The organism is Listeria aquatica FSL S10-1188 (genome assembly GCF_000525795.1).
Taxonomy (GTDB): Bacteria; Bacillota; Bacilli; order Lactobacillales; family Listeriaceae; genus Listeria; species Listeria aquatica.
On sequence record NZ_AOCG01000002.1, the window covers coordinates 47,472 to 71,831 of the forward strand.

The 24,360-nt window shown below is 41.3% G+C and carries 19 protein-coding genes and 5 pseudogenes; 2 read left to right on the forward strand and 22 right to left on the reverse strand.

What is annotated here, in order from left to right:
• Positions 1-4: 4 nt before the first annotated feature.
• From sdaAB to MAQA_RS00995, 3 genes are read right to left on the reverse strand one after another with little or no spacing between them, the layout of a single operon-like run.
• A complete protein-coding gene (sdaAB, locus tag MAQA_RS00985) occupies positions 5-667 on the reverse strand; it encodes an L-serine ammonia-lyase, iron-sulfur-dependent subunit beta (protein WP_036070462.1) in 663 nt (220 codons plus the stop codon).
• A 36-nt stretch (positions 668-703) separates the two neighbouring features.
• Complete coding sequence (locus MAQA_RS00990; protein WP_052008415.1) at positions 704-2,320, reverse strand: DAK2 domain-containing protein; 1,617 nt, start codon at positions 2,318-2,320, stop codon at positions 704-706.
• 58 nt (positions 2,321-2,378) lie between these two features.
• Positions 2,379-2,744 (reverse strand): Asp23/Gls24 family envelope stress response protein, encoded by a 366-nt coding sequence (locus tag MAQA_RS00995; RefSeq protein WP_036070467.1) that lies wholly within the window; start codon positions 2,742-2,744, stop codon positions 2,379-2,381.
• 297 nt (positions 2,745-3,041) lie between these two features.
• Here MAQA_RS00995 and rpmB point away from each other — a divergent pair, with 297 nt between their 5' ends.
• Complete coding sequence (gene rpmB / locus MAQA_RS01000; RefSeq protein ID WP_036070470.1) at positions 3,042-3,230, forward strand: 50S ribosomal protein L28; 189 nt, start codon at positions 3,042-3,044, stop codon at positions 3,228-3,230.
• A 132-nt stretch (positions 3,231-3,362) separates the two neighbouring features.
• On the opposite strand, the gene MAQA_RS01005 is transcribed toward rpmB, so the two are convergent.
• From MAQA_RS01005 to MAQA_RS01075, 13 genes and pseudogenes are all read right to left on the reverse strand, one after another.
• Positions 3,363-3,698: a hypothetical protein gene (locus tag MAQA_RS01005; protein ID WP_036070472.1), complete on the reverse strand. Its 336-nt coding sequence runs from the start codon at positions 3,696-3,698 to the stop codon at positions 3,363-3,365.
• Positions 3,699-3,719: 21 nt separating this feature from the next.
• Entirely contained in the window at positions 3,720-4,361 is a 642-nt protein-coding gene (locus MAQA_RS01010; RefSeq protein ID WP_052008416.1) for a thiamine diphosphokinase, read from the reverse strand.
• 53 nt (positions 4,362-4,414) lie between these two features.
• On the reverse strand, positions 4,415-5,071 hold the full coding sequence (rpe, locus tag MAQA_RS01015; RefSeq protein ID WP_036070972.1) for a ribulose-phosphate 3-epimerase: 657 nt from the start codon (positions 5,069-5,071) through the stop codon (positions 4,415-4,417).
• 2 nt (positions 5,072-5,073) lie between these two features.
• The gene (gene rsgA, locus MAQA_RS01020) at positions 5,074-5,946 is read right to left on the reverse strand and encodes a ribosome small subunit-dependent GTPase A (RefSeq protein ID WP_036070475.1); all 873 of its coding nucleotides are present in this window, start codon (positions 5,944-5,946) and stop codon (positions 5,074-5,076) included.
• Between the two features lie 26 nt (positions 5,947-5,972).
• Positions 5,973-7,996, reverse strand: a pseudogene (gene pknB, locus MAQA_RS13390) (Stk1 family PASTA domain-containing Ser/Thr kinase).
• The gene (locus tag MAQA_RS01040; protein ID WP_036070485.1) at positions 7,993-8,751 is read right to left on the reverse strand and encodes a Stp1/IreP family PP2C-type Ser/Thr phosphatase; all 759 of its coding nucleotides are present in this window, start codon (positions 8,749-8,751) and stop codon (positions 7,993-7,995) included. The pseudogene pknB and the gene MAQA_RS01040 overlap by 4 nt, the downstream one beginning before the upstream one ends.
• Positions 8,752-8,772: 21 nt before the next feature.
• Complete coding sequence (rsmB, locus tag MAQA_RS01045) at positions 8,773-10,098, reverse strand: 16S rRNA (cytosine(967)-C(5))-methyltransferase RsmB (RefSeq protein WP_036070488.1); 1,326 nt, start codon at positions 10,096-10,098, stop codon at positions 8,773-8,775.
• Positions 10,099-11,040, reverse strand: a complete 942-nt coding sequence (gene fmt / locus MAQA_RS01050; protein ID WP_036070490.1) for a methionyl-tRNA formyltransferase — start codon at positions 11,038-11,040, stop codon at positions 10,099-10,101.
• 10 nt (positions 11,041-11,050) lie between these two features.
• Positions 11,051-13,445 (reverse strand): annotated as a pseudogene (gene priA / locus MAQA_RS01055) (primosomal protein N').
• Positions 13,446-14,649 (reverse strand): annotated as a pseudogene (gene coaBC / locus MAQA_RS01060) (bifunctional phosphopantothenoylcysteine decarboxylase/phosphopantothenate--cysteine ligase CoaBC). It lies immediately after the preceding pseudogene.
• Between the two features lie 127 nt (positions 14,650-14,776).
• The gene (gene rpoZ, locus MAQA_RS01065) at positions 14,777-14,980 is read right to left on the reverse strand and encodes a DNA-directed RNA polymerase subunit omega (RefSeq protein WP_115753733.1); all 204 of its coding nucleotides are present in this window, start codon (positions 14,978-14,980) and stop codon (positions 14,777-14,779) included.
• Positions 14,981-14,984: 4 nt separating this feature from the next.
• A complete protein-coding gene (gene gmk / locus MAQA_RS01070; protein ID WP_036070493.1) occupies positions 14,985-15,599 on the reverse strand; it encodes a guanylate kinase in 615 nt (204 codons plus the stop codon).
• A gap of 24 nt (positions 15,600-15,623) precedes the next feature.
• Positions 15,624-16,499, reverse strand: a complete 876-nt coding sequence (locus tag MAQA_RS01075) for a YicC/YloC family endoribonuclease (protein ID WP_036070495.1) — start codon at positions 16,497-16,499, stop codon at positions 15,624-15,626.
• Positions 16,500-16,631: 132 nt separating this feature from the next.
• On the opposite strand from MAQA_RS01075, the pseudogene MAQA_RS01080 reads away from it, so the two are divergent.
• Positions 16,632-18,346, forward strand: a pseudogene (locus MAQA_RS01080) (Rqc2 family fibronectin-binding protein).
• A 33-nt stretch (positions 18,347-18,379) separates the two neighbouring features.
• Here MAQA_RS01080 and MAQA_RS13395 read toward each other — a convergent pair.
• From MAQA_RS13395 to MAQA_RS01110, 6 genes and pseudogenes are all read right to left on the reverse strand, one after another.
• Positions 18,380-19,195, reverse strand: coding sequence for an acyltransferase (locus MAQA_RS13395; protein ID WP_052008387.1), 816 nt, complete (start codon positions 19,193-19,195; stop codon positions 18,380-18,382).
• Positions 19,196-19,278: 83 nt separating this feature from the next.
• A complete protein-coding gene (locus MAQA_RS01090) occupies positions 19,279-20,424 on the reverse strand; it encodes an ABC transporter permease (protein WP_077913515.1) in 1,146 nt (381 codons plus the stop codon).
• 4 nt (positions 20,425-20,428) lie between these two features.
• Positions 20,429-21,529: an ABC transporter permease gene (locus tag MAQA_RS01095; RefSeq protein WP_036070497.1), complete on the reverse strand. Its 1,101-nt coding sequence runs from the start codon at positions 21,527-21,529 to the stop codon at positions 20,429-20,431.
• 14 nt (positions 21,530-21,543) lie between these two features.
• A pseudogene (locus tag MAQA_RS01100) lies at positions 21,544-22,486 on the reverse strand (ABC transporter ATP-binding protein).
• Between the two features lie 99 nt (positions 22,487-22,585).
• The gene (locus MAQA_RS01105) at positions 22,586-23,707 is read right to left on the reverse strand and encodes a sensor histidine kinase (RefSeq protein ID WP_036070499.1); all 1,122 of its coding nucleotides are present in this window, start codon (positions 23,705-23,707) and stop codon (positions 22,586-22,588) included.
• Entirely contained in the window at positions 23,704-24,348 is a 645-nt protein-coding gene (locus MAQA_RS01110) for a response regulator transcription factor (protein WP_036070501.1), read from the reverse strand. Before MAQA_RS01110 ends, MAQA_RS01105 begins: the two co-directional genes overlap by 4 nt.
• Between the last annotated feature and the right edge of the window lie 12 nt (positions 24,349-24,360).

Genomic DNA, 24,360 nt, shown 5'->3' on the forward strand with positions numbered 1-24,360 from the left:
TAAATTAAATAATAATACTCGCTACCTGGAAAACGCCGTCTAATTTTGCAATTTCATCGAGCAGATCTTGTTCAACAAGTTGGTCGACTTCGATGACCATGAGCGCATCGTCACCTTTCACTTTCCGAGAAACCTTCATCGCGCCAATGTTAATTTCATGATTCGCGATAATTTTTGTCGTACTCGCGATTAAACCAAATTTATCTTCATGCAAGACAAGAAGTGCTGGAGCCGTCCCTGTGAATTCAAGTTCAAATTCATTCAATCGAATGATTTCCACTTTCCCCCCGCCAATAGACGCTCCGACAAGTGTCATTTGTTTCATTCCATTTTTAAGAACCAGTTTGACAGTATTGGGATGAGGGGCTTCTTCTGTTTCTTCGATGAATTGAATGTGCATTCCCGCTTCACTTGCTAATTCCGCAGCATTTTTAATTCTAGGATCATCTGGCTCAAAGCCAAGCAAACCGCCAATTAATGCCACATCAGTTCCGTGTCCCTTATAAGTTTTCGCAAACGAGCCATATAAATGAATATCGACTTGAGCTGGCCTCTCGCCAAAGACACTTCTTGCAATCGAACCAATTCGACTGGCCCCCGCCGTGTGCGAACTGGACGGTCCGATCATAACCGGACCAATGACGTCGAAAACACTATTAAATTTCATCTCTTACCACCCTTTCCTCATCCTCATTTTCTCCTTTTATTCCACTGAAAAGATATACGGATAGACAGGCTGACCACCGTCATGAAGTTCAAACTGAGCATCAGGGAATGCCTCTACAAGCGCGTCACAAAGTTGCTCTGCATCCTTTTTAGAAGTGCCTTCTCCGTAAAGCACGGTTACAATCTCACTCTCTTCATCAAGCATCGCTTCTAGCGTTTTTTGCGCTGCATCTTGAAGGGCTTTTTCACTGAATTTAATTTTACCAGCCACCATGCCGATAAATTCATCTTTATGAATTTCAACCCCATCAATCGTTGTATCACGAACAGCCGTTGTCACAGATCCACTTGTCACATCTTGAATCGCCTCTGTCATCGCTCCTGTATTTTCAACAAATGACGTTTGCGGTTGATAAATTAGCATAGCAGCAAGTCCTTCTGGAATCGTCTTCGTTGGAATGACTTGCACCGTTTCTTCACCAAGTACCGCCCCCGCTTGATTTGCTGCCATCAAGATATTTTTATTGTTTGGCAAAACAAAAACTTGCTCTGCGTTGACTTCCTCAATAGCCTTTACGATATCTTCCGTGCTTGGATTCATTGTTTGCCCGCCTGAAAGAACTTTCGCACCCATACTTTCAAATAGTTGCTTTGTTCCTTCACCAGCAGCTACTGCGACAACTCCAACAGCTACCCGTTCAGTTTTTACTTCTTCAGGCTTCGCGATAATCGCATCGTGCTGTTCGCGCATATTTTCAACCTTCATTTTAATCAAGCTACCAAATTCTTGCCCATAATTGAAAACATCGCCTGGGTGCTCTGTATGAACATGGACTTTAGCGACTTCATCATCCGCAACAACAAGAAGTGAATCTCCCATTGTGCTTAAATGCTCGCGAAATTCCGACTCGTTAAATGTCTTTTGACCCGCTTTATTTTCATTAATACGCACCATAATCTCTGTGCAATAACCATATTTTATATCATCTGTTGACATGAAATCTTGGACATGTTTGTGATGCTCGGCGGTTACAAGTTCACTCATAGATAGCATATAATCTGGAATTTCCATATTTCCTGTAAGTGCACCATAAAAGCCTTCATAGATAATAATCAAACCTTGCCCACCACTATCAACTACTCCAACCTCTTTTAAAACCGGAAGCTGCTCGGGTGTTTTTTGTAAGGCTTCTCTACCTTTTTCAAGAATTCCATGCATCACCATTTCAATCGTTGCATTTTCCTTTTTTGCAGCTTCAATACCTGCTTTTGCAGCTTCACGAGCAACGGTAAGGATCGTCCCTTCAACAGGCTTCATAACAGCCTTATAAGCTGTCTCTACGCCCTTTACAAATCCGCCAGCAAAATCAACTGCAGAAAGCGTTTCTTTGCCTTCTACAGCTTTTGAAAAACCGCGAAACAGTTGAGACAAAATCACGCCTGAGTTTCCTCGTGCACCCATCAAAAGTCCTTTTGCAAGATTCGCACTAACAGCTCCTGCATGTGTTCTTTCGTTTGTTTTGACTTCTTCTGCGCCACTTGTCATCGATAAATTCATATTCGTTCCCGTATCTCCATCTGGAACTGGAAACACATTTAATGAATCCACAAAATCTGCATTTTTCGTTAAATTTTCAGCACCAAGTGCAATCATTGTCGCCCATTTTTCACCGTTTAACTGATAAGTAGTATCCAAATTTCATAAACCTCCCTTAATCCTCGTCCAAAACTTTAACGCCTTGAACAAAGATATTTACAGAGTCAACTGTAAGTCCAAGTGTTTTTTCAAGCGTATATTTTACGCGTTCCTGAACATTATGTGCTACTTCAGAGATTTTCGTTCCAAACCGGACGATAATATACATATCAATGTGAAGTCCATTTTCTTCTTTGCGAACAATGACACCTTTTGTATAGTTTTCACGTCGTAAAATTTCCGTTAAGCCATCACGAATTTGATGGCGACTTGCCATACCGACAATTCCAAAGTTTTCTTCCGCTGCCCCGCCAGCAATGGTCGCAATCACATCATCCGTAATCGCTACTTTGCCGTGCTTCGTTTCTATTTCAAGTGACATTAAATTTCCTCCTTGAAATCAGTTCCATTAACTGATTTAGTCTGCTTCGAAAGCGTTTAGTTTCCTTATCAGCCTCTATTTTACTATAATCCCCAAACGATTGAAAGCCTCTCTTCCCGAGGTTCATTCTTTCTTTTAGTGTCAAGTAAAAAATCTTTGCAGCAATTTCGCATAAGTCCTTGCAAGAAATGAATTTCTATGATAAATTATTCTAGTGTATGAAAATAACCGTAAAGATGCTCTTTAGATTTTCTTTCTGAAGCATCTTTGAGAAGTTTGGTATAAGGAGGGGTTATAATGGCTAAAGAATGTGTGATTACAGGTCGTAAATCTCGTTCTGGTAACCGTCGTTCCCACGCGATGAATTCAAGCAAACGTACATGGAAAGCGAACTTGCAAAAAGTCCGTATCCTCGTAGATGGAAAACCTAAAAAAGTTTGGGTTTCAACTCGTGCGCTTAAATCTGGTAAAGTAGAACGTGTTTAAAAGATAGGAATGCAGCGGAGCCTCGTTGCATTTTTTCTTTGCTTAAAAATGACAAAAGAAAAAAATCGGGTAGCTTGCCAAAATCGCCTTCATCGCTTTCGTTTGAAGGTGGTTTAGCTTTACCCGATTTTTTTATGGTTTAGATTCTGGTTCAGAAGCCTTTCCGAGAAGCCCACAGATGACCATAAACATTCCCGCAAAAATATGAACAAAAATAAAGGACGGAATTCCACTTACAAAAATGATTGGAATCGCGATCTTGAATTTTTTTTGCACGAGAAATGAGTAGCCTACGACAAATCCAATAATAAAAACGAGGCTTGCAATTGTCATAATCATCACCGGAACTTTCAAATTTTCCGAGTAATTGGCAGAAAAGGCATTTCTCACAGTAAAAATTTGGACAACCAAACTAAAAATAATGCCCAGTCCACCAGAAATGAGTGACCAGGTATACTTACTTTTCAAATGAGCCTCGCCCCTTTCCTGTTAGTCTTTACTTTGAATCATCAAAATAAGCCCAGAATCAAACGAAAACGTTCCAGAATCTTGGAGAAATTCATTACTCGAAAGCGCCCTTGCAAATGAGAACGTCGCATTTTGAAGCGGATATTTAAATCCCGTAAGCGTGAGCCCTGTTACATTTTCCATCGTAATAAACGCAGCATAGCGCATTTCTTGTAGTTTCTGGATTTCATAATGACCTGGTAAATACATCTTCATCCAATTATAGCAATCAATAATTTCAACAAGCGGAACCGCCTGCCTAAATTCCGGTTTCGTAAGCATCATCAAATTGGCTAATAAATGATCCATCCGACCACCTGTTGCTCCAAAAATCCGAATTACATCCGGTTTCTCTTCCATGGCAGCCATTAAGCCAATTTCCGTATCCGTCAAATCCTTTTCAGCAGGAAACTCCGTCACATCTCGCACTCGTTGCTTTAGTTGCGTAAGCTCCTCCGCTGATAGCGAATCAAAGTCGCCCAGTGCTTTTTTCATTGGAATATCGAATTCAAGAAGACGCTTTGCACCGCCATCAATACCAATCCATTCAGCATCCGCCAAGTAGGAATCAAGCGGCGGAACGAGTTCCACCGGTCCCCCTACCATAATGTGTATTGCTTTCAAATTCCCAACCCCTTTTACGGCCAAAAAGTCTTATCTAGCCTTTTTTCCTGCTACTATTCTCCAACGACTTGGCGCAGTTTATCGACTGGAATCGAGCGATCGGGATTTCCGTAAATATAACTTCCTGCAACAAAAATATTAGCACCCGCTTCAAGGCACAATTTAGCCGTTTCTTCATTGACGCCACCATCGACTTCAATGTCAATTTCGTATCCACGTTCAGCGATGTAGGCTTTAAAAGCAGCAATTTTATTCAGAACTTCCGGTATAAAGCTTTGACCTCCAAATCCGGGGTTTACTGTCATAAACAGTACCATATCAAGCTCATCTAACACATGGAAAAGTGTATCAATCGGTGTAGCCGGATTTAAAACAGCAGAAGCTTTCACATCAAAAGAGCGAATGTGTTGTAAGGTGCGGTGCAGGTGCGGACAAGTTTCCACGTGAACGGAAATTACGTCTGCACCAGCTTTTGCAAATTGCGGAATATAGGCATCCGGATCTTCAATCATCAAATGCACATCCAGAGGCAGCTTTGTTCGTGGACGAATCGCTTTTACCACATCTGGTCCAAAAGTTAGATTTGGAACAAAATGTCCATCCATCACATCCACATGCAAATAGTCAGCCCCAAGATCCTCAACTTCTTTAATATCTCGTTCCAAATTCGCAAAGTCAGCGCTCAAAATTGAAGGTGCAATTTTTCCCATTTTCAATACCTCGGCTTTCTGTTTTTTAGTTCCGTCAAAATTTGTAAATAATCTTCATAACGAAAACGCGCAATTTCATTTTCAGCAACCGCTGTTTTCACAGCACAAGCAGGTTCATTTTCATGTAGACAACCACGAAACTTGCAGCCCGCTCGCCTGTCTTCAATTTCTGGAAAACAAAACTGCAAATTTTCAGGGGAAAGATCGTCGTAGTCAATCGAACTAAACCCAGGCGTATCCGCAATGAAACCATCGCCAATTGGAAGGAGCTCAACATGTCGCGTCGTATGCCTCCCGCGTCCAAGTGCATTCGAGATTTCCGCCGTACTGAGCGTCAATTCAGGATTGAGTCGATTGAGCAAAGTTGATTTTCCAACACCAGACTGTCCAGCGATCACAGCAACCCGGCCGTTTACAAGCTCAAGTAACGCTTCTTTGCTAACTTGTTCATTAGTCAAAAAGATTTCATAGCCGGCCGCCTCATAAACTTCTTTTACTTCTTTCACTACTTCTTGTTCGCTCTTTGAAGCGATATCCATCTTACTGATACAAATAACCGGTGTGATATCTTCTTTTTCAATCGCAACAAGAAAGCGATCCGCTAAATTCGTCGAAAAGGACGGTTCCGTAGCTGAAAAAACCAAAATGGCAATGTCGATATTCGCAATTGGCGGGCGAACCAATTCGTTTTCACGTGGCAAGATTTCTAAAATATAGCCGTCGGTTGTGTTATCAGCTTGAAACTCCACATCATCACCGACAAGTGGCGTTAGCTTTCGCTTTCTAAAATTTCCCCGTGCTCTTGTTTGATACGTCTTCCCGTCGCTGTAAACGTAATAAAATCCACTCAGTGCCTTAATAATTTGACCTTTCAGTACGAAAACCTCCTTTTTTCAACTTATTAACCCGGATAAGCAACCGTTTCTTCGCTGACTACAGAGCCATTATTTAACACTTTATAACTCGCATTTGAACCTTCTTCAATTTCAAAAGAAATGGTGACATTCGTATTTTGCGTAATGTCCATTTCCCGGTAAGGTGAGGACATGCTATGATTCTTATCTTCGATGTAGATCACAATATGCTGTGGTTCAGGGGAGGACTCTTCCTCATCTGAATCACTATCTGAATTCTCTTCATCCGCTTGATAAGGAATTTGCAAAGTTTTAGTCACCTTTTTAACTTGCTTTTCTTTAGGTCCTTTCGACAAAACAACATTAATCGTCGCTCCACTACTTACACTAGAACCCGCGGAAGGACTTTGAGAAATCACTTGTCCTTTTTCGACAGAATCCGAATATTCCTCAGTCGATTTAATGGTAATCCCATTGGACGATGCGTAATCATCAAGCGCCCTTTGATTGTAGCCACGCAGATCTTTCAGCGTGATCGGCGGAGCTCCTTTACTAACAGTGAAGTTTATGCTCGTCTCTTTTGCTATCACTTCTGTTCCAGCAGAAGGATCTTGCGAGATGATCTTCCCAGCTTCAACCGAACTACTGTATTCTTCATCCTTAGTAACGGATTTAAACCCTTGTTCTTCAAGCGTTTTCTTCGTTTCCTCGTAACTCTCGCCACTATAGTCTTCAAGCGAGATTTTTTTTCGATCCGATACTGATATAAAGCATGACTTTCGTGCCCTTCGCTTTTTCTTCGCCCGCTTTTGGATCAGAACTAATCACGCGCCCTTCCTTGACTGAGTCGCTGTTGCGCTCCACCGTTCGGCCAATTGAAAACCCGTCTTTTTGTAAAATTGATAGGGCTTCCGCTTCCGTTTTCCCGAGAACATCCGGCATCGTTAAATCATCCGGTCCGCGACCAATAGCCCAGAGCGTCGTAATTAGACCCGCAAAAAGAAGAATAATCACCAAAATGATCCAAAAAGCTTTTTTCTTCTTACTTTTTTTTCTTTTTACTTTTCTTTGGCTCCTCTGTGTTCACCAAGTTTTCCTCATCAGACACAACTTGTTCAGCTTGGTTATCCGCGTTTTCCGGGACAAGCGTTTCATCCAAATTCTGAGCAGCCACCTTTGAGGGAATGATCGGAACCGTCTTCGTATCTCCCTCATCTGTCTTCAAAATATACTTGGGTTCATTCAGCCGATCAGGATCCAAACAAGTTCGCAAATCTGCTTCCATCTCTTCAGCTGATTGATAGCGAGCAAATGGATCTTTCGCTGTCGCCTTGATAATGATATTTTCAAGGCTTTGCGGGATATCCGGATTCGTTTTTCGTACAGAAGGAATCTGGGCTTGCAAATGTTTGATGGCAATTGAAACAGCCGATTCCCCGTCGTAAGGAACTTCGCCACTTAAAAGCTCATACATGACGATTCCAAGTGAGTAGACATCTGATTTTTGTGTTGCCATTCCACCGCGCGCTTGCTCAGGTGACAAATAGTGCACAGAGCCAAGGAGCGAATTAGTTTGCGTAATTGATGTTTCAGAAAGTGCCATCGCGATACCAAAATCGGTAATTTTCACAATGCCTTTTTGGTCGATCAAAATATTCTGTGGTTTAATATCTCGGTGAATAATATGACGCTCATGCGCTGCAGAAACAGCCGATACAATTTGCCGCATAATATCAACCGCTTTTTCAAACGAAATCGGATGATTTTCTTGAATATAGCGTTTTAAATCCATACCATCCACATATTCCATCACAATATAATGCAAGTCATTTTCATCCCCGACATCATAGATGCTCACAATATTAGGATGATCTAAACTCGTCGCTGATTGCGCTTCGCGTTGGAATCTTCGAATCAAGTTGCTTTCATCGGTTAAGTCAATTCTTAAAATCTTAACCGCCACATCGCGATTCAAAATCATGTCATGCGCCAGAAAAACATTTGCCATTCCGCCGCCGCCAATCGGACTTAAAATCTTATAGCGTCCATTCAAACGTTTACCGATCATCATCTTTTCGTCTCTCCCCCTTCTTTAAGATTTCTAGTTAGGAGAAGAACCGTGATATTATCTTTGCCCCCATTAGCGTTTGCTTTTGCAATAAAAGCATCTGCCTTTTCGCTTAGCGTGCGCTCACTTAAAAGCACCTGCTCCATTTCCGTTTCGGGAATCATATTGCTGAGGCCATCCGAACAAAGCAGAAGAATATCGCTCGCTTCAAATGGAACAGCAAACGTATCCGTTTCAACACTGCCTTCAACACCAAGCGCACGTAGTAAAATATTTTTACGCGGATGATTTTCCGCATCTTCTTTTGAAATCTCACCTTTTCTTAGCAGCTCGTTTACAAGCGAATGATCTTCTGTAATTTGCTGCAACCGTTCACGATTCAAAAGATAAGCACGACTGTCGCCAACGTTTGCAATCACAACTTGACTGCGCGTAAAAACAGCAGCAACAAGGGTCGTTCCCATTCCCTTTAAGTCAGATTCTTCACGAGCGTAAGCCACAATTTTCTGATTGATCTTTTGAATGGTTTCACGGAACCAGTCTTCCACATCAGGTGCATATAGAAATTCCTCCGTTTTTTTCCAAGCCTCACTGAGCAAGCGCACAGCCATTTCAGAGGCCACATCACCTGCACGGTGTCCGCCCATTCCATCCGCTACAATCACAATAGGATTGCCCGTTTGATTATGGAAAACTCCGCCATTATCTTCATTATGATGTCTGATTTTTCCTTTGTCGGTTCTAAATTCTACGTGCATAATCTGCTTTTCTCTCCATTCTTAAGGACGTCTTTTGAAACTAGAAACATAAAAACCGTCGCTTCCAAAATCAGTTGGTAAAACTTGCAAGTCATCGCCCGTTTTCAAGTGCCTCAATGTTTCCGGGACCGTAACAGAAAGTTGTTCAAATTCCGGATGCTTCTCCAAAAAGGCCGTCACCACCCCACGATTTTCTTCTTGATCAATCGTGCAGGTACTATAAACTAATATACCATTTTCTTTAACAAGTTGGCTAACTTCATCTAAAATATCCAGCTGAATTTTGGATAGCCTCAAGATGTCTTCTTCTCGCTTAGTATATTTAATATCAGGCTTTCGTCGCAAAACACCAAATCCCGAGCACGGTGCATCCACAAGTACACGATCAAAACTCGCAGCATCAAACTCTTCGCCTGCTTTTCTAGCATCAAGCTCATGCGCACGAATATTTAAAAGACTAAGCCTACTTGCGGCTTGCTCAATTAATTTAGTTTTATGACGATGGATATCAAGCGCCGTTACTGTGCCTGTACCGTGCATTCTTTCAGCAATATGCGTCGTTTTCCCGCCTGGTGCTGCACAAGCGTCAAGCACATATAAGTCATCTGTCAACTCAAGCGCATAAGCCACAAGCATCGAACTTTCATCTTGGATCGAGCATTTTCCATTTCGAAATGCAGCTGTGTCTGCCACGCTACCATGTTTGATTCGAATCGCTTCTGCAATCTCAGGAGACGGTTCCGCCTCTATCCCTTCTTTTTGAAGCTCAGAAAGAAGAGCCTTACGCGTTGTCTCCGTTTCATTTGCCCGAACCGTTTGATGTGGCGGGATAAGGAAAGCGGCCGCGATTTCTTCCGCTTGCGCGACACCAAATTGGTCAATCCAACGACGCGCTAAAAAGTCAGGCAAGCTCCCCCTAACGGCTAGTTTTTTCACGGGGTCTTGTATCTCATCTGGATTTTTCACGCCTTCTCGGAGCAAATTTCGCAAAACACCATTCACAAAATTAGTTATCCCCGCATGCCCTTTGCGCTTCGCAATCTCACCAGCTTCATGCAAAACGGCATGTTCTGGGATCTTATCCAGAAACTCTAATTGATAAACCGAAAGTCTTAAAAGCATCTGCACCCAGTCCTCCGGCTTTTTCTTCAAAAAAGGGTCTAAAAAATAATCCAAAGTAATAGTTCGCTGTAACGTTCCGTAAACAAGCTCCGTAAGTAACGCCTTATCTTCACGCTTCAGTGGATATTTTTTCAAAGTTTCATTAATCAAAAGATGACTATAAGAACCTTGTTTTTCAATTTTCAAAAGCAATTCCAGTGCGAGCTCACGTGTCGTTTTTTTCATTTATTCACCAAACCTCGTTTCTTCGCTCATCTGTCTTCCAGCCCCTTGCATAAATGCCGCCGTTTCCATTTTGGGTTTTCCTGCCGGCTGAATGACATCCGGTGCGATCACGCCTCCATCCCCGCAAACAATCCCAAATGCTGATTTAGTAAGAAGAAGAAAACTTCCCGGTTTCAGTTTGCTCGTCTGTTCGGACAAATGTGCCTTTGAAATTTTAAAGGGCTTCCCTTCAAGCGTTGTGTAAGCCGTCGGAAAAGGAGAAAGGCCACGTATTTGATTGAATACATCGCGAGCAGGTCGCCGCCAATCAATTTTTTCTTGTTCACGTGTAATATTTCGTGCATAACTCACCTCAGACTCTTGCTGCGGAATCGCCGTGAATTCCCCAGCAAAAAAAGCAGGTAAAGTTTCCATCAAAAGTGTTGCCCCAACCTCTGAAAGTTTTTGGAACATCACGCCTGTGTCATCTTGATCCGTAATCGGGATCTTGCGCTGGGCAATCATATCTCCTGCATCAAGTTGCTCCACCATATACATAATCGTGACACCCGTTTCTTTTTCCCCGTTCATCACTGCATAATGAATCGGCGCCCCACCTCTATAAGCAGGAAGAAGTGAAGCATGCACATTAATTGCTCCATATTTTTCCGCTTCAAGTAAACGCTTCGGTAAAATTTGACCGTACGCTGCAGTTACAAGTAAATCTGCTTGTAAATCGATAAGCGTTTCAAGTGCTTCCGACTGCCGTAATTTTTCTGGTTGAAAAACAGGAAGTCCGAGTTCTTCTGCCTTCTTTTTCACAGGCGGAGGTGTTAAAACTCGTTTTCTTCCAACTGGGCGGTCAGGTTGCGTGACAACCGCTACCACCTCGTATTTATTTGCCAGTTGTTCAAGAACAGGGACTGCAAAATCCGGTGTTCCCATAAAAATGATTCGTTTCATGTTTGACCTCCTACATTAAAACATATGGCTGAACATCAATTGAAATCGTGAGTCCTTTAGCCTGTTCTTTTTGATAATGATCGAGCAATGTCTTTAGTTCTTTTTTTTAATTCAGGTTCAACTTTATATTTAATCATGCACTGATAGCGATACTTATTATTAATACGACTAATTGTACTAGGCACAGGACCAAGTATCAAAGACTTCTCAGTTAATTTTGTTTGTAAATAGCGACTCATTTCTTGAATTGTTTGAATGGCTTTTCGTTCATTTTGATCGCTTACGCTAATTAAAGTTAAATAATAAAATGGCGGATATGCCCCTCGTTTTCGCATTCTCATTTCATGTTGATAAAAGCCTAAGTAGTCATGTTCTTTTGCAAAACGAATACTGTAATGTTCAGGCGCATAGCTTTGAACAACAACTTCGCCTGGTAGCTCGTGCCTTCCCGCTCGTCCACTTACTTGTGTGAGTAGTTGAAAGGTCCGTTCTGCCGCTCTAAAATCAGGTAAAAATAACATCGTATCGGCATTTAGCACCCCAACCAGTGTGATATTCGGAAAATCGAGTCCTTTTGCAATCATTTGCGTTCCAAGTAAAATATCTGCCTCTTGGTTTTTAAATCGGGTCAATAATTTTTCATGTGCACCTTTTGTCCGTGTAGTATCAACATCCATTCGAATAATCCGCGCTTCTGGAATCAACTTAGTGAGGCTCTCTTCAATTTTTTGAGTTCCCGTTCCGAAATAGCGAATATGTTCACTCCCGCAAGAAGGACAATTTGAAGGGACTTGCTCTTCATGACCGCAGTAGTGACATTTCATCCTGTTTCCAGCTTGATGATAAGTTAGAGAAATGTCACAGTTTGGGCATTCCATAACAAAACCGCAATCGCGACACATGACAAAAGAGGCATATCCACGCTTATTAAGCAAAAGCACAACTTGTTCTTTTCTTTCGATTCGTTCTTTTATTTTTTCAAGCAAATCCACCGAAAATTCCGTGCGATTTTCACTGCGCAATTCTTCTCGCATATCCACCACTTCAACTTTCGGTAACACTTGTTGATTAATGCGTTCTGGCAGTTCTAGTAAGGTGTAAACCTCTTTTTGAGCTCGAGCAAAAGATTCAAGCGAAGGTGTGGCGCTGCCGAGCACAACCGGACAACCGTAACGCTTTGCCCGCCAAATCGCGACATCGCGAGCATGATAGCGCGGATTTTCTTCTTGTTTATAGCTTGATTCATGTTCCTCGTCAATAATGATAATGCCAATATTTTCAAACGGCGCAAAAATCGCTGAACGAGCACCCACTGCCACTTTTGCTTCTCCTCGTTCAATTTTACGCCACTCATCATATTTTTCGCCATGTGAAAGCGCGCTATGCAGCACAGCCACTTCTTCACCAAAACGACTTTTAAATCGCTCTACCATTTGCGGCGTAAGCGAAATTTCTGGAACAAGCACAATCGCTTCTTTTCCTTGTTCGAGAACTTCCGCAATGGATTGCAAGTAAATCTCTGTTTTCCCGCTCCCCGTCACCCCATGCAGTAGAAAGGTTTCAGCACTTCGGGCTGCAAGAATAGCATCAAGTGCTTTTTGCTGCGCCGGCAAAAGAGCGAGCGGCTCACTTTGTTCAAACTGTCTTCCTTTATAGGGATCACGCCCAACAACTTGTTCCGTAATCCGAATAAGCCCCTCTTTTTCTAGGCTCGTAATCGTACTTGCTGAAGCCTTCGTTTTTTCCCGAAGCTCAGAAAGCGGTAAAGTGGCATTTGTTTGCTCGGCAAGAAAAAGTAGAACGCGCGCCTTAGCTTTCGCGTTTTTAGGAAGGTCTTGAATAGTTTCATCTATCCGTTCCACGCTCGCAAGTCGTTCCACAACTTTTGCTTTTTTCTTCACGGCCTTATTTTTCACTTCATAAGCGATTTCAATTTCGCCATCATGTAAGTAACGTTTTAACGCAGGAAGCAATTCGTTTTGTTCTGCCTTTTTGAAATCGAGCGTCTCTGCCCCTTCAAATAAAGCTTCAAGCTCCTCGTCACTTTCGTCAAGCCGAATAAAATACTTTTCATATTTTGCTCGGAGTGCAGCAGGTAGCATTGCTTGATAAACCGAAACACGGAAAGAAAGGGTCTCAGCAGCTATCCAGTCTCCAAGTTCTAGCAATTCTTGATTAAGTACGGGTACAATATCCATCGCAGCATCAATGGTCTTTAATTTATCTGTATCTGCTTCGCTTTGGATTGCAACAACAAATCCCTGTACCTTTCGGTTGCCGAAAGGTACAGAAACACGCGTCCCTACTTGAACAATTTCTAAAAGTTCTGTTGGAATCAAATAGTCAAACGGGCGATCAACTTGTCTAGCCGGAACATCGACGATGACTTTGGCTACTTGGTTCATTTAAGCACTCCCCAATTTTCTTGCAAGTTTTTCCGTGATTTTTTCCGCAACCTCACGTTTTTCTAGAAGTGGCAGTTCTTCTTTGCTTCCGTCTGCTCCATAAATCGTCACGATATTTGTATCCCCTTCAAAACCTGCTCCTTCTCGTGAGACATCATTTGCTACAATGTAATCGGCATTTTTCGCTTCTAGCTTCCGAAGTGCGTTTTCCTCCACATTCTCCGTTTCAGCAGCAAATCCAAACACCACTTGCGTAGCTCGCTTCGTTTTTCCAACCTCAGCTAAGATATCTTTCGTTCGTTTCATTTCAAACGTTTTATCGCCCGGCGTTTTTTTTCATTTTTTGTTCAGAAACATGAGCTGGCGTATAATCTGCAACAGCCGCCGCCATCACAAAAGCGTCTTGCTTATCCGCTCTTTCCATCACTGCCTGATACATATCTTCTGCTGAATCAACAGCAACGACTTCCACTTGATCTGGGAGTAGCGGATTTTTAACAGCGGTCACAACCGTTACATGAGCCCCGCGAAGCAAGGCCTGTTCAGCGACTTGAAAGCCCATTTTCCCACTCGATCGATTGGTTAAATACCGAACTGGATCGATTTTTTCGCGAGTAGCTCCAGCTGTTACGAGGACACGTTTACCAAATAAACTTTTCTCTTCTTCTTGAAAAAAGTGGTGGATGTGGTCTACGATTTTTTCTGGTTCTTCAAGCCGCCCTCTTCCGACATAGCCACACGCAAGGTAGCCTTCTTCTGGCTCGATAAAGCGCACGCCATCCCGGTATAGACGCTCGATATTCCGAACAACTGCTGGGTGCCTCATCATATGCACATTCATAGCAGGAGCTACCCACACAGGGGCTTCCGTTGCAAGAATGGTTGTTGTGACCATATCGTCAGCAATGCCATTCGCCATTTTCCCAATGACATTGGCGGTAGCTGGTGCAACGATAACAAGATCTGCCCAATCCGCTAAATCAATGTGCGCAACAACGGCAGGATCTTTTTCATCAAATGTATCTGTATAGACATCATTTCTGGATAAAACTTGAAAAGAAAGCGGTGGAACAAATTCCTGTGCGTGACGTGTCATCATCACTTTTACATTGGCACCTGCTTGCGTGAGTTTACTCGTTAGCGCTACTGCTTTATAAACTGCAATGCCGCCAGACACTGCAAGTAGAATATTTTTTCCGTTCATGTTTTCCACCCCTCTAGCACAAAAGTTTACTGTTATTATAACATGATTCAGCCAAAGAAAAACGAAACAAATTTCCCCAAAGATAAAGGAAAACTCCACATGCAATCTTTACATGCGGAGTTCATTTTTATACTTCGTGATCATCCAGAACGAGCTTGCCGGCATAAATTTCCTCGAGTGCTTTACCGACATATTTATGTGATTCATAGCTTGGAAGAACACCTGGGTCATTCGTAGCTTGCATCTCGCGAGCACGACTTGCAGAAACCGTCACAAGCGAATATTTAGAATCAATCTTTAAAAGTAAATTATCAATCGATGGATATAACATCATTTTAAAATCCCTCCAGCATATTTTGGTAACGGTGAAGTATCCGTTCCGTTTTTAAATGTTCCGTTTCAACGATACCTTTAATTTTACGTACCGCTTCACTAACAACATCATTTACAACAGCATAATCATAGGAAGCCATCATTTCAATTTCAGCACGAGCTGTTTTCATACGCTCGTTAATGACTTCAAGCGGTTCTGTTCCCCGACCAATCAAACGGTTCTTAAGCTCCGCAAGATCGGGCGGTGTAAGAAAGATGAAGATTCCTTCCGGCATGCGTTCTTTCACCTTCATGGCACCTTTAATTTCAATTTCAAGAAAAATATCAACACCACTTGCTAGTTTTTCTTCTACGTAATCAAGAGGAGTGCCGTAATAATTACCGACATATTCCGCATATTCGAGCATGCGACCTTCTTTAATCGCCGCTTCAAATTGTTCGTGGTTTCTAAAGTAATAATCGACGCCTTCTTTTTCACCTTCACGCGGTTTTCTCGTTGTCATCGAAATCGAATACTCAAATTTTGTCTCCGGATCTTTAAAAATGGCTTCTCGAACCGTGCCCTTTCCGACACCACTCGGACCCGAAAGAACGATCAACAGACCTCTTTCAGCCATGCTCTTTTTCCCTCATTTCTTCATCTATTCCACATTTTGAACTTGTTCGCGGATTTTTTCAAGTGTTGTTTTCATTTCCACGACACTTTGCGTGACTTGAAGAGACATCGCTTTTGAGCCCATCGTATTGACTTCCCGGTTCATTTCCTGAATCAAAAAATCAAGTTTTCTTCCAATCGCGCCTTCCTGCGTAAGTATACTATAAAATTGCTTCAAATGGCTAGCAAATCTTTCAATTTCTTCATTGATATCCGCTTTTTCTAGTAAAAGAGCGAGTTCACTTAGCACGATTTTTTTATCAAACTCCGCACCAACAAGCTTATTAAGCCGGTCTTCGAGTTTTTCACGATAAGCTTTTTCCATTTCAGGAAGTGCCGCTTTCACCGCTTCAAGAAAGCCCTCAAGCTTCACTAAGTGCTCCTTCAAGTAAAGCGCGAGTTCCGCCCCTTCTAGCGAGCGCATGTCATCCAGCCGAGTCACTGCTTTTTCTAAAACAGACGTAATAAGGGCAGGAAGCTCGGGGTCTGCTTCGCTCGATTCATTGACTGTTAAAAAAGCCGGATCACTGAGGAGCGCCTTGAAGTTCACCTCTTCTTGAATCGTATAGCGTTCCTTCGCTTGGCGTAAAAAACGAACATAATGGTCAAGCAATTCCCAGTCTACAGAAAGATGCTGCTGAGCTACTTTTGCCCCTTCAACAGAAAAAAAGCATTCCAGCCTGCCTCGTTTCACTTTTTGTGCAACAACCTTTTTAAGTGAAGCTTCCATATAGTGAAACTGCCTTGGAAGTCTGAACACCGTTTCTAAATAACGATGGTTCACCGCTTTTAGCTCAATCGTCACTTTAAAATCTTCTGTTTCTTTTGAAGCACGTCCGAATCCTGTCATACTTTTGACCATGTATTTCGCCACCTCAATCCTTTTTTCACCCCATTATTATAGCAAAACTGCAGTTAAAATCCTAGTTAAACGTGAATTGAAAGATTTTGTGCTACAATAGATGAAGACTACTTTGGAAAAGGAAGAAAAATAATGGCTTTTGATGCAATGTTCTTAAAATCAATCACTCAAGAAATCAAGGAAAGTGCCGAAAGCGGCCGAATTATGAAAATTCACCAGCCATTTCCGCATGAACTGATTCTTTATATTCGTAAAAACCGCGAAAATAAGCGGCTTCTTATCTCTGCTCATCCGAGCTATTCAAGGCTGCAGTGGACAAGTGATATCCCACAAAATCCTGCTGAGCCTCCCATGTTTTGCATGTTGCTCCGAAAACACTTGGAAGGCGCAATTATCGAAAACATTCAGCAAATTCCAAACGAACGAATTCTCATTTTTGAAATCTTAAGCAAAGATGACATCGGTGAAAAACGCTACGTTGACCTTTATATCGAAATTATGGGGCGACATAGTAATATTACTCTTGTCGATCGTGAGAAAAAAACCATTATCGATTGTATTAAGCATCTCTCTCCCGCTCAAAATAGCTACCGGACGTTACTCCCTGGAGCTCCTTACGTACTTCCTCCAGCAGGGGATAAAAAAGATCCTTTTGAAGTAACACGCGAGGAATTTGAAGCAGAAAACTTTGAAGTTGAGGTGAACCTTTCCAAGCAACTGGTTGGAAAGTTCGCTGGATTTAGCCCACTTCTTGCGGGGGAAATCGTGCTTCGCTATCAGGAAACGAACGATTTATTTCAAGCCTTTTCAAGTGTTGTCGCTGAAACTAGCCGATTCTTGGGAGAAAATGCTTCTCCTAATGAATTTACTCGAGCGGGAAAAAGTGATTACTATTTTATGCCGCTTACGTCCGTTTCAGACCGACAAACATTTCCTTCGCTGAGCGCGTTGTTAGACCACTTTTATAGTGGAAAAGCAAGGCGTGACCGGGTTCATCAAATGGGGCATGACCTCGAACGAATGCTTTCGACTGAAAAGGCCAAAAATGATCTAAAACTGCAAAAACTTGAGCAAACACTAGAAAGATTCGGAAAAAGCGGATCGCTATCGCATCATGGGAGAGCTTCTCACAAGTAATCTTCATCTCGTCAAAAAAGGAATGAAGGAAGTAACTGTTCAAAAATTTTTTACGAGGAAAATTCACCAGAAATGGTGATTCCGCTTGATCTCCAGCTTTCGCCGTCACAAAATGCGCAACGTTACTTTACGCGCTATCAAAAACTGAGAAATTCGGTTTCTCATGTCAATGAACAAATAAAACAAACCAACGAAGAAAATGCTTACCTCGAAGAAATTTTGTCGCAGCTAGAAACTGCTGAGCCCGAAGATGTAGAAGAAATCAGGCAAGAACTGGCGGAGGAAGGCTACTTACGACTTAAAAAATCCAAACAGCCGAAAAAAGAAAAAATGCCGCGCCAAAACTCGACAAATACCGCTCTTCAACCGGACTTTTGATATTAGTTGGAAAAAACAATAAGCAAAATGACTATTTAACGAATAAACTAGCACGAAATCAAGAATTGTGGTTCCATGTGAAAGATTTACCTGGGTCACATGTTGTCATTCAATCAACTGAACCAGATGAAACCTCTATCCAAGAAGCCGCCATGATTGCTGCTTACTATTCAAAAGCACGCCTTTCAGGAAGTGTGCCTGTCGATGCAACACTTGTTAAAAATGTCAAAAAACCAAATGGTTCTAAACCTGGATACGTGATTTATGACAATCAAACCACTTACTTCACAACGCCAGACGAGGATACTGTGCTTAAACTACGTGAAGCTTAAACAAACCCTGCCGCACTTATGCGGCAGGGTTTGTTATTTTCCAATGAAAAATCGATTTTTAGTTTTAGTTTCCGCGAGCTGTTTCAAAAAAACAAGTCGTTCTTGTGGTGTTTTACGCGCATCTAGTGCGGCATCTAACTTGGCAAAAGAGAAGGTATCCGAATCCCGTTTAAAACTAAAATCATCCGTTTCTTGAGTGAGTGAAGCTTCGGTTTCTTTTTCTTTAAAGGCATGGACGGCCGGTCTCATCCAAAAAACGTTGCGTTTCAACACTTTGGCTGGATTTCCGCCGATGCTCGCATTTGAAGGGAATTTCTTCGTCAAAACGGCAAACCCTGCTGCAATCGCCCCCGACCCGATTTGCGTACCCTTCAAAAACTTCGCTTCCTGTCCAACCCAAACATGATCGCCGATAAAAATACTTTGGCTTAAGTTAAGACGCTTCTTTGTTTCGACATCATAAATCAAATGTGGATCAGCATTTCGGAACAATACATCATAAGAAAACATATTATCATCTCCAACGAACAAATGCTTTTGCTCCGAAAGAATAATCCGCGTTTGCCCGTTAAAGGAATTATCTCGTCCAAAATGAAGCACATTGTCATGGTGAAGATCGGCTTCAAGTTGATAAGGCCAAGCAGATTTCGCGAGATAAACCACGGAATTGTTTCCTGCAAACAGCAGTTTTGTATCCACGATTTTGGCTCCATCTTCTACAAAAAGTACATTCCCTGTTCCTTTAAAGCGTACGCTACTATTTAAGAAACAACTAGCTTCTGTTTGATTCAAATGAATGGTATTTGATTGAATGCTTGCGACATCTTGATAACTTTCCACTACTTCCAAGTTTATCCCTACCTTTATCGCTTCGATTTCACGCCTTTATCATACCATTTTTTCTGTTCGCATCTAAATGATAGCTCCTCTAACTAAATAAAAGACTTAATCTCACGATTTCTCGTGTAGCGATAAGAAGCTAAGCTAATGAAAAATAAAGTATAACCGAGTAACACGAGTATATTAAGTCCTAAATCAAGAAGGCTTCCCTCTTGTTGTAACTTGCTCACCGCATCCATGACCCAAAACTGTGGCATAAATTCCGCCATTTTTTGCATGAATTTTGGCATAATCTGAATCGGAATGAGTGCTCCAGATAGCAATGTCGAAAGCGTGAAAATGGTTGTTTGGATAGCAGACAAACTTCTTCTGCTTTTAAAAACGAAGCTAAAAGCAAGCGAAATCGAGATGGCAAAAACAGCAAAGAGCGACAAAATGACAAAGAGTGATCCAAGAGATGTGCCAGGGTCAATTTGAAAAACAAATCGCATCGCCAGTAAACACAACACAATTTCAGCGAGTAAAGTTACAAGCGAAAATAAAGCGGTTCCTAAAATATATTGTCTGCTACTAATTGGGGTAGACATCAATCGATAAAATGTTCCTTCTTCCCTTTCCTTTAAAAGTAGTTCACCAAGGCTTCCTGCTGCGTAAAGTAACATCATACAAAAGAAACCGATAATTTGAGCGGACATGCTCTTAGCTATTTCACTTTCATTCGATAGATTTACATTTTTTATAGTGAGTTGTTCGTTTTGGTAAATGGCAAAGCTTTTGTTAAAGTCTTTTCCTTCGCTCATGCGCTCTATTTTAACTAACTTTTCGAGTTGTGAAGCAAGCATTCGCTCAATTGATTTCGCCGTATCTTCACCTTGCAATGCCTTAACCCTAAAATGAGCCGGCTTCTCGAGTTCAAGTGAGTCATTTGCGCCTTGTTCCATTATAATAAGTGCCTCTTTTTGCCCACCTAAAAGCTCCTTTTCTCCTTGAGCTTTTGAAACTTCGGTCACTTTTACATTCTTTTCAGACTTTAAAAGTGTCGTAAGTGCTGTTGTATATGTGCCTTTGTCTTGATTTGCAACACCTATTTCAATCGTGTCATTCCCAACGCTTGAACCATAAGCAAAGAAATAAATGAGAATGCTCACAATCGGAATGCCTACTAATAGTATAAGTCTCACTTTAGACTTTTTAAGCATCTCGAAGTTATGCTTAAAAATCCACCAAATTGGTTCCATCTTCTTAGGCCCTCCTTCTTTTTTGAACAAACAGCACAAGCAGTAAAAGAATAAATGTCATGCCAAGGTTCATCGTAATTGGGATAATCATTGCACTTAAATCGTGATTATAAAGGATTTCTCGACTACTAATATTCGCCCAACCAATTGGAGAAAACTTCTGTACTGTCGGGGAAATCATCGGGAAATAAGCACCACCAATAAAAGCGAAGATATTCACGATAATTGTTGAAGCCCCAGCAATTGCAGAATTTCCGTTACTAAAGATATCAAGCGACATGCCAAGAAAGACTGAGAAAATACCTAAGCTTAGAAAAATCGCAAAAATAAAGATGCCATATTCGCCCCACTGGACACCAAAAATAAATTGTGAGACTAGCATCAAAATAATTAACGCTAACACTTGGACCGCCAGTTCACCTAAAAAGTTGCCAAACAGAATTTGTGTTTTTCTAACGGGAGCTGTTTCCAAACGAACTGCCGTATTTCTCAGCTTTTCACTACGGTAACTATTAATTCCATATGCCAGTCCCATCATCATTGTCATACTAATCATACCAATCGCATAGTATTCGAACGATGAAATATGGCTACTGTCCGATACTTTTTCAGTAACGATGGCCTCTTTTGGAAGCTTGACTTGCTGAACTGCTTTTTCAATTTGAGCGGGATTAATTTGAGCGGTTCCTTTTATGAAACTGTACTCCGATGAAAAAGCACCTATATAGCTATCAAGCATCACTTTTTCAACGCTATCCGGGTAATTCGTCGCTACGCTCAGTTCCTCATTTTCCGTCCTTACAAAGGCCGTTGCTTGACCATTTCGCACTTTCTTTTTACCCGCCGCTTCACTTTTCACTGCCGTAAAAGTTACATTTTTTGATCCAGCCGCTTTCGCAAACTGTTCAAACGCTTGTCCAAGTTGACTAGAACCATTTTGCTCGTAAACAATTTGCAGCTTAACTGAAGCATCTTGACTAAATGAACCGGAAAGTAAATTCCCGAGAACAAAGATTAAAGCTACCGGAAAAATAAGTGTAAAAATAAAATAATTTTTATCACGTAAAGTTAACTTGATTTGTTTTGCCAAATTGTGAAAAATCATTTAATTTCCTCCTCTTATTCATCACGCAAGTTTCGACCTGTTAAATTTAAGAAAACCGTTTCTAAATTTATTTTTTCTTGATTAACTTCCAAAATCTCAAGCTTTCTTTCAAGTAGTAAAGCTAGGATTTCATTCAACACATTCGTTTCATTTTTAGCGATAATGTTCAAAGTGCTTGTCCCCGTCCAGTTCGCTTGTTCCACACCTTTGATTTGCTCAATCGTTTCCTTTATCCCATCCATTTTTTCCGAGACGACGATATTGACCTCTTTAATATCCGTAACCAAACTAACAAGTTCTTGTTCTGTTCCTTCCGCAATCACCTTGCCATGATCCATAATCGCAATGTAATCACAAATTTCCTCGACTTCTTCCATGTAATGGCTCGTATAAATAATCGTTGTGCCGGTTTTATTTAGCTCGCGGATAGACTCTAAAATATAGTTGCGCGACTGTGGATCAATCCCAACAGTGGGCTCATCCATTACAACTAATTCAGGAGTATGAGCAATCGCGCAAGCAATATTGAGTCGTCGCTTCATGCCACCTGAAAACTTGTCTGGACGCACGTTTTCCTTATCCGAAAGCCCAACAAAGCGAAGTGCATCTCTACTTTTTCCGATTAATTCTGCCCCACGAAAACCGTATAAACCAGCAAAAAACTTCACATTTTCAAGCGCCGTTAATTCCTGATAAATCGCTAAGTCTTGCGGAACAAGTCCAATTTTCTTTTTGATATCAAGGGCTTCTGCCTTTAGAGGTTCTCTAAACAAATGGATTTCTCCTGTTGTTTTTTTGATTAAACCGCATAACATATTAATGGCTGTACTTTTTCCTGCCCCGTTTGGCCCAAGCAATCCAAAAATTTGCCCCTTCTCAATTGAAAAAGAAAGTTGATCTGTTGCGATGACTTGATCAAATTTTTTTGGTCACATCTTTCATTTCCACAATTTTCATTTGGTTTCCTCTCCTCGCGCTTATTTCTTTTATTATAAAAAAAAGTGAGAGTTGCAACTAGTGCAATTTCTCACTTACTTAGCGTGAATTTCTCACGACTTACTGTATTGGAATGACGGTTGTGACTAAAAAGCCGTTTTTGGCACGAAACGTGACGGAACCACCCAGTTTCGCGGCACGCTCTTCCATTCCCACTAATCCTAGACTTTTAGTGAATTGTTCAGGTGCCTTACCATCATTTTGAATTTCAAAACGAATAAACTTATTTAGTACGACTAGACGGACAGAAACTTTTACCGGCTCCGCATGTTTTAGAATATTCGTCAACCCTTCAGTCAAGTTTTGCTGCAAACAATGCCAAATGGGTGGCGTGATTTTTTCAAGTACACCTCGCGCCTCTAAAAACGAACGAATGTGGTAGTCCATTTCAAATTGCTTGAGTTCTTGTTTAAGCCTTGTTACACCTAAGCTTTCTTGCGGAGGTTTTATTTCCTTAAGCGTTTCGCGAATCGATTCAATACCTGCTTGATTAATTTGAATGGCATTTGTTAACAATTCCTCTGCTTTTTGACTATCCTTTTGGAGAATTAGTTTCGCAGCTTCTAACTGAATTAACCCACCTGAAAGCGAATGCCCTAATTCATCATGAATTCGGTGAGAGAGCGCATTCCGTTCTTCGAGTTGAATGAAATATTTATCTTCCAGTCTCTGCGCTTCAAGCATGTCCAGCTGTTCCCTAAGCTTTCCTGCCTTAATCCGTAACCGCTCGACTTCTCGCTCTTTCCTTGTCAGTTGAATAGTCGTTTTAACAAGCAAAAACTGAACAAAAATCGTTCCTAGAAGAAAAAACATATAAATTAATTGAAACCAGTCATCATGTTCTAATATCAGCGGTAAAACCCCTAAAATGCTTAGTATCGTAAGTTTCCTCCAAGAAAAGGCTTGCTCTTCTTGCCTTAAAAAGGTTAAGAGCATCGACGGGAAAAGCAAGCAATAATAAGTTAATCCAAGTGGAAAGCTCACAATCAAAAGGATAAAAAGTCCTAATTGTAGTAGAAGTTGATAACGAGAGAAAAATTCCATGCATATAAGTAGTGTCAAATAGAAGAGGACAAAAGATAAATATAAGGCCATTTTCATGCTTGAAACGTGCAAATAAAATGAAAGCAGCAAAACAGCGAGCCCTGAAAACCCATCCACTATTAATTTATAGCTTCTCATAACGCCCCGCCTTTTTTTCCAGTAAAGTAGAGAATGGCTAGTTGCGTTCTGTGCTCAAGTTCAAGTTTGCTTAAAAGAGCGGAGATGTTGTTTGCGACAGTCCCCTCTGAAATATGAAGGTGTTCCGCAATTTTACGATTCGAATAGCCACTCGCAACCGCAACCAAAATATCTTTTTCACGTGGAGTCAAACTAAACTGGTTTAAATCAACATGTTGTGGCTTACTAGAAAAGCCCGTTTCACGAATTTTATTCCAAATCTCATCTTGAATAATGCTTTGTCCCTTAAAAACACTTCGAATCGCCTGAACGATTTCTTTTGGATCATTATTTTTAAGTAAATAGCCCTTTGCCCCATTTTGAATGGCTTCAAAAATATAAACATCATCATCAAACGTCGTAAGCATAATCACTTTTGTATTTGTTTGTTCCGTTACAAGCTTCGTTGCAAGAACTCCGTCCATGACAGGCATCCGAATATCAAATAAAGCCACATCAATTTGATGTCTTGCGCAATAATCCACGGCTTCCTGTCCATTTTTGACAGCCGCAACCACTTCAATATCTGCTTCCATATTCAAAATAATTTCCATTCCACCTGTAATAAATGAATTATCATCAGCAAGCAGTACTTTGATCATCTACGTACCTCC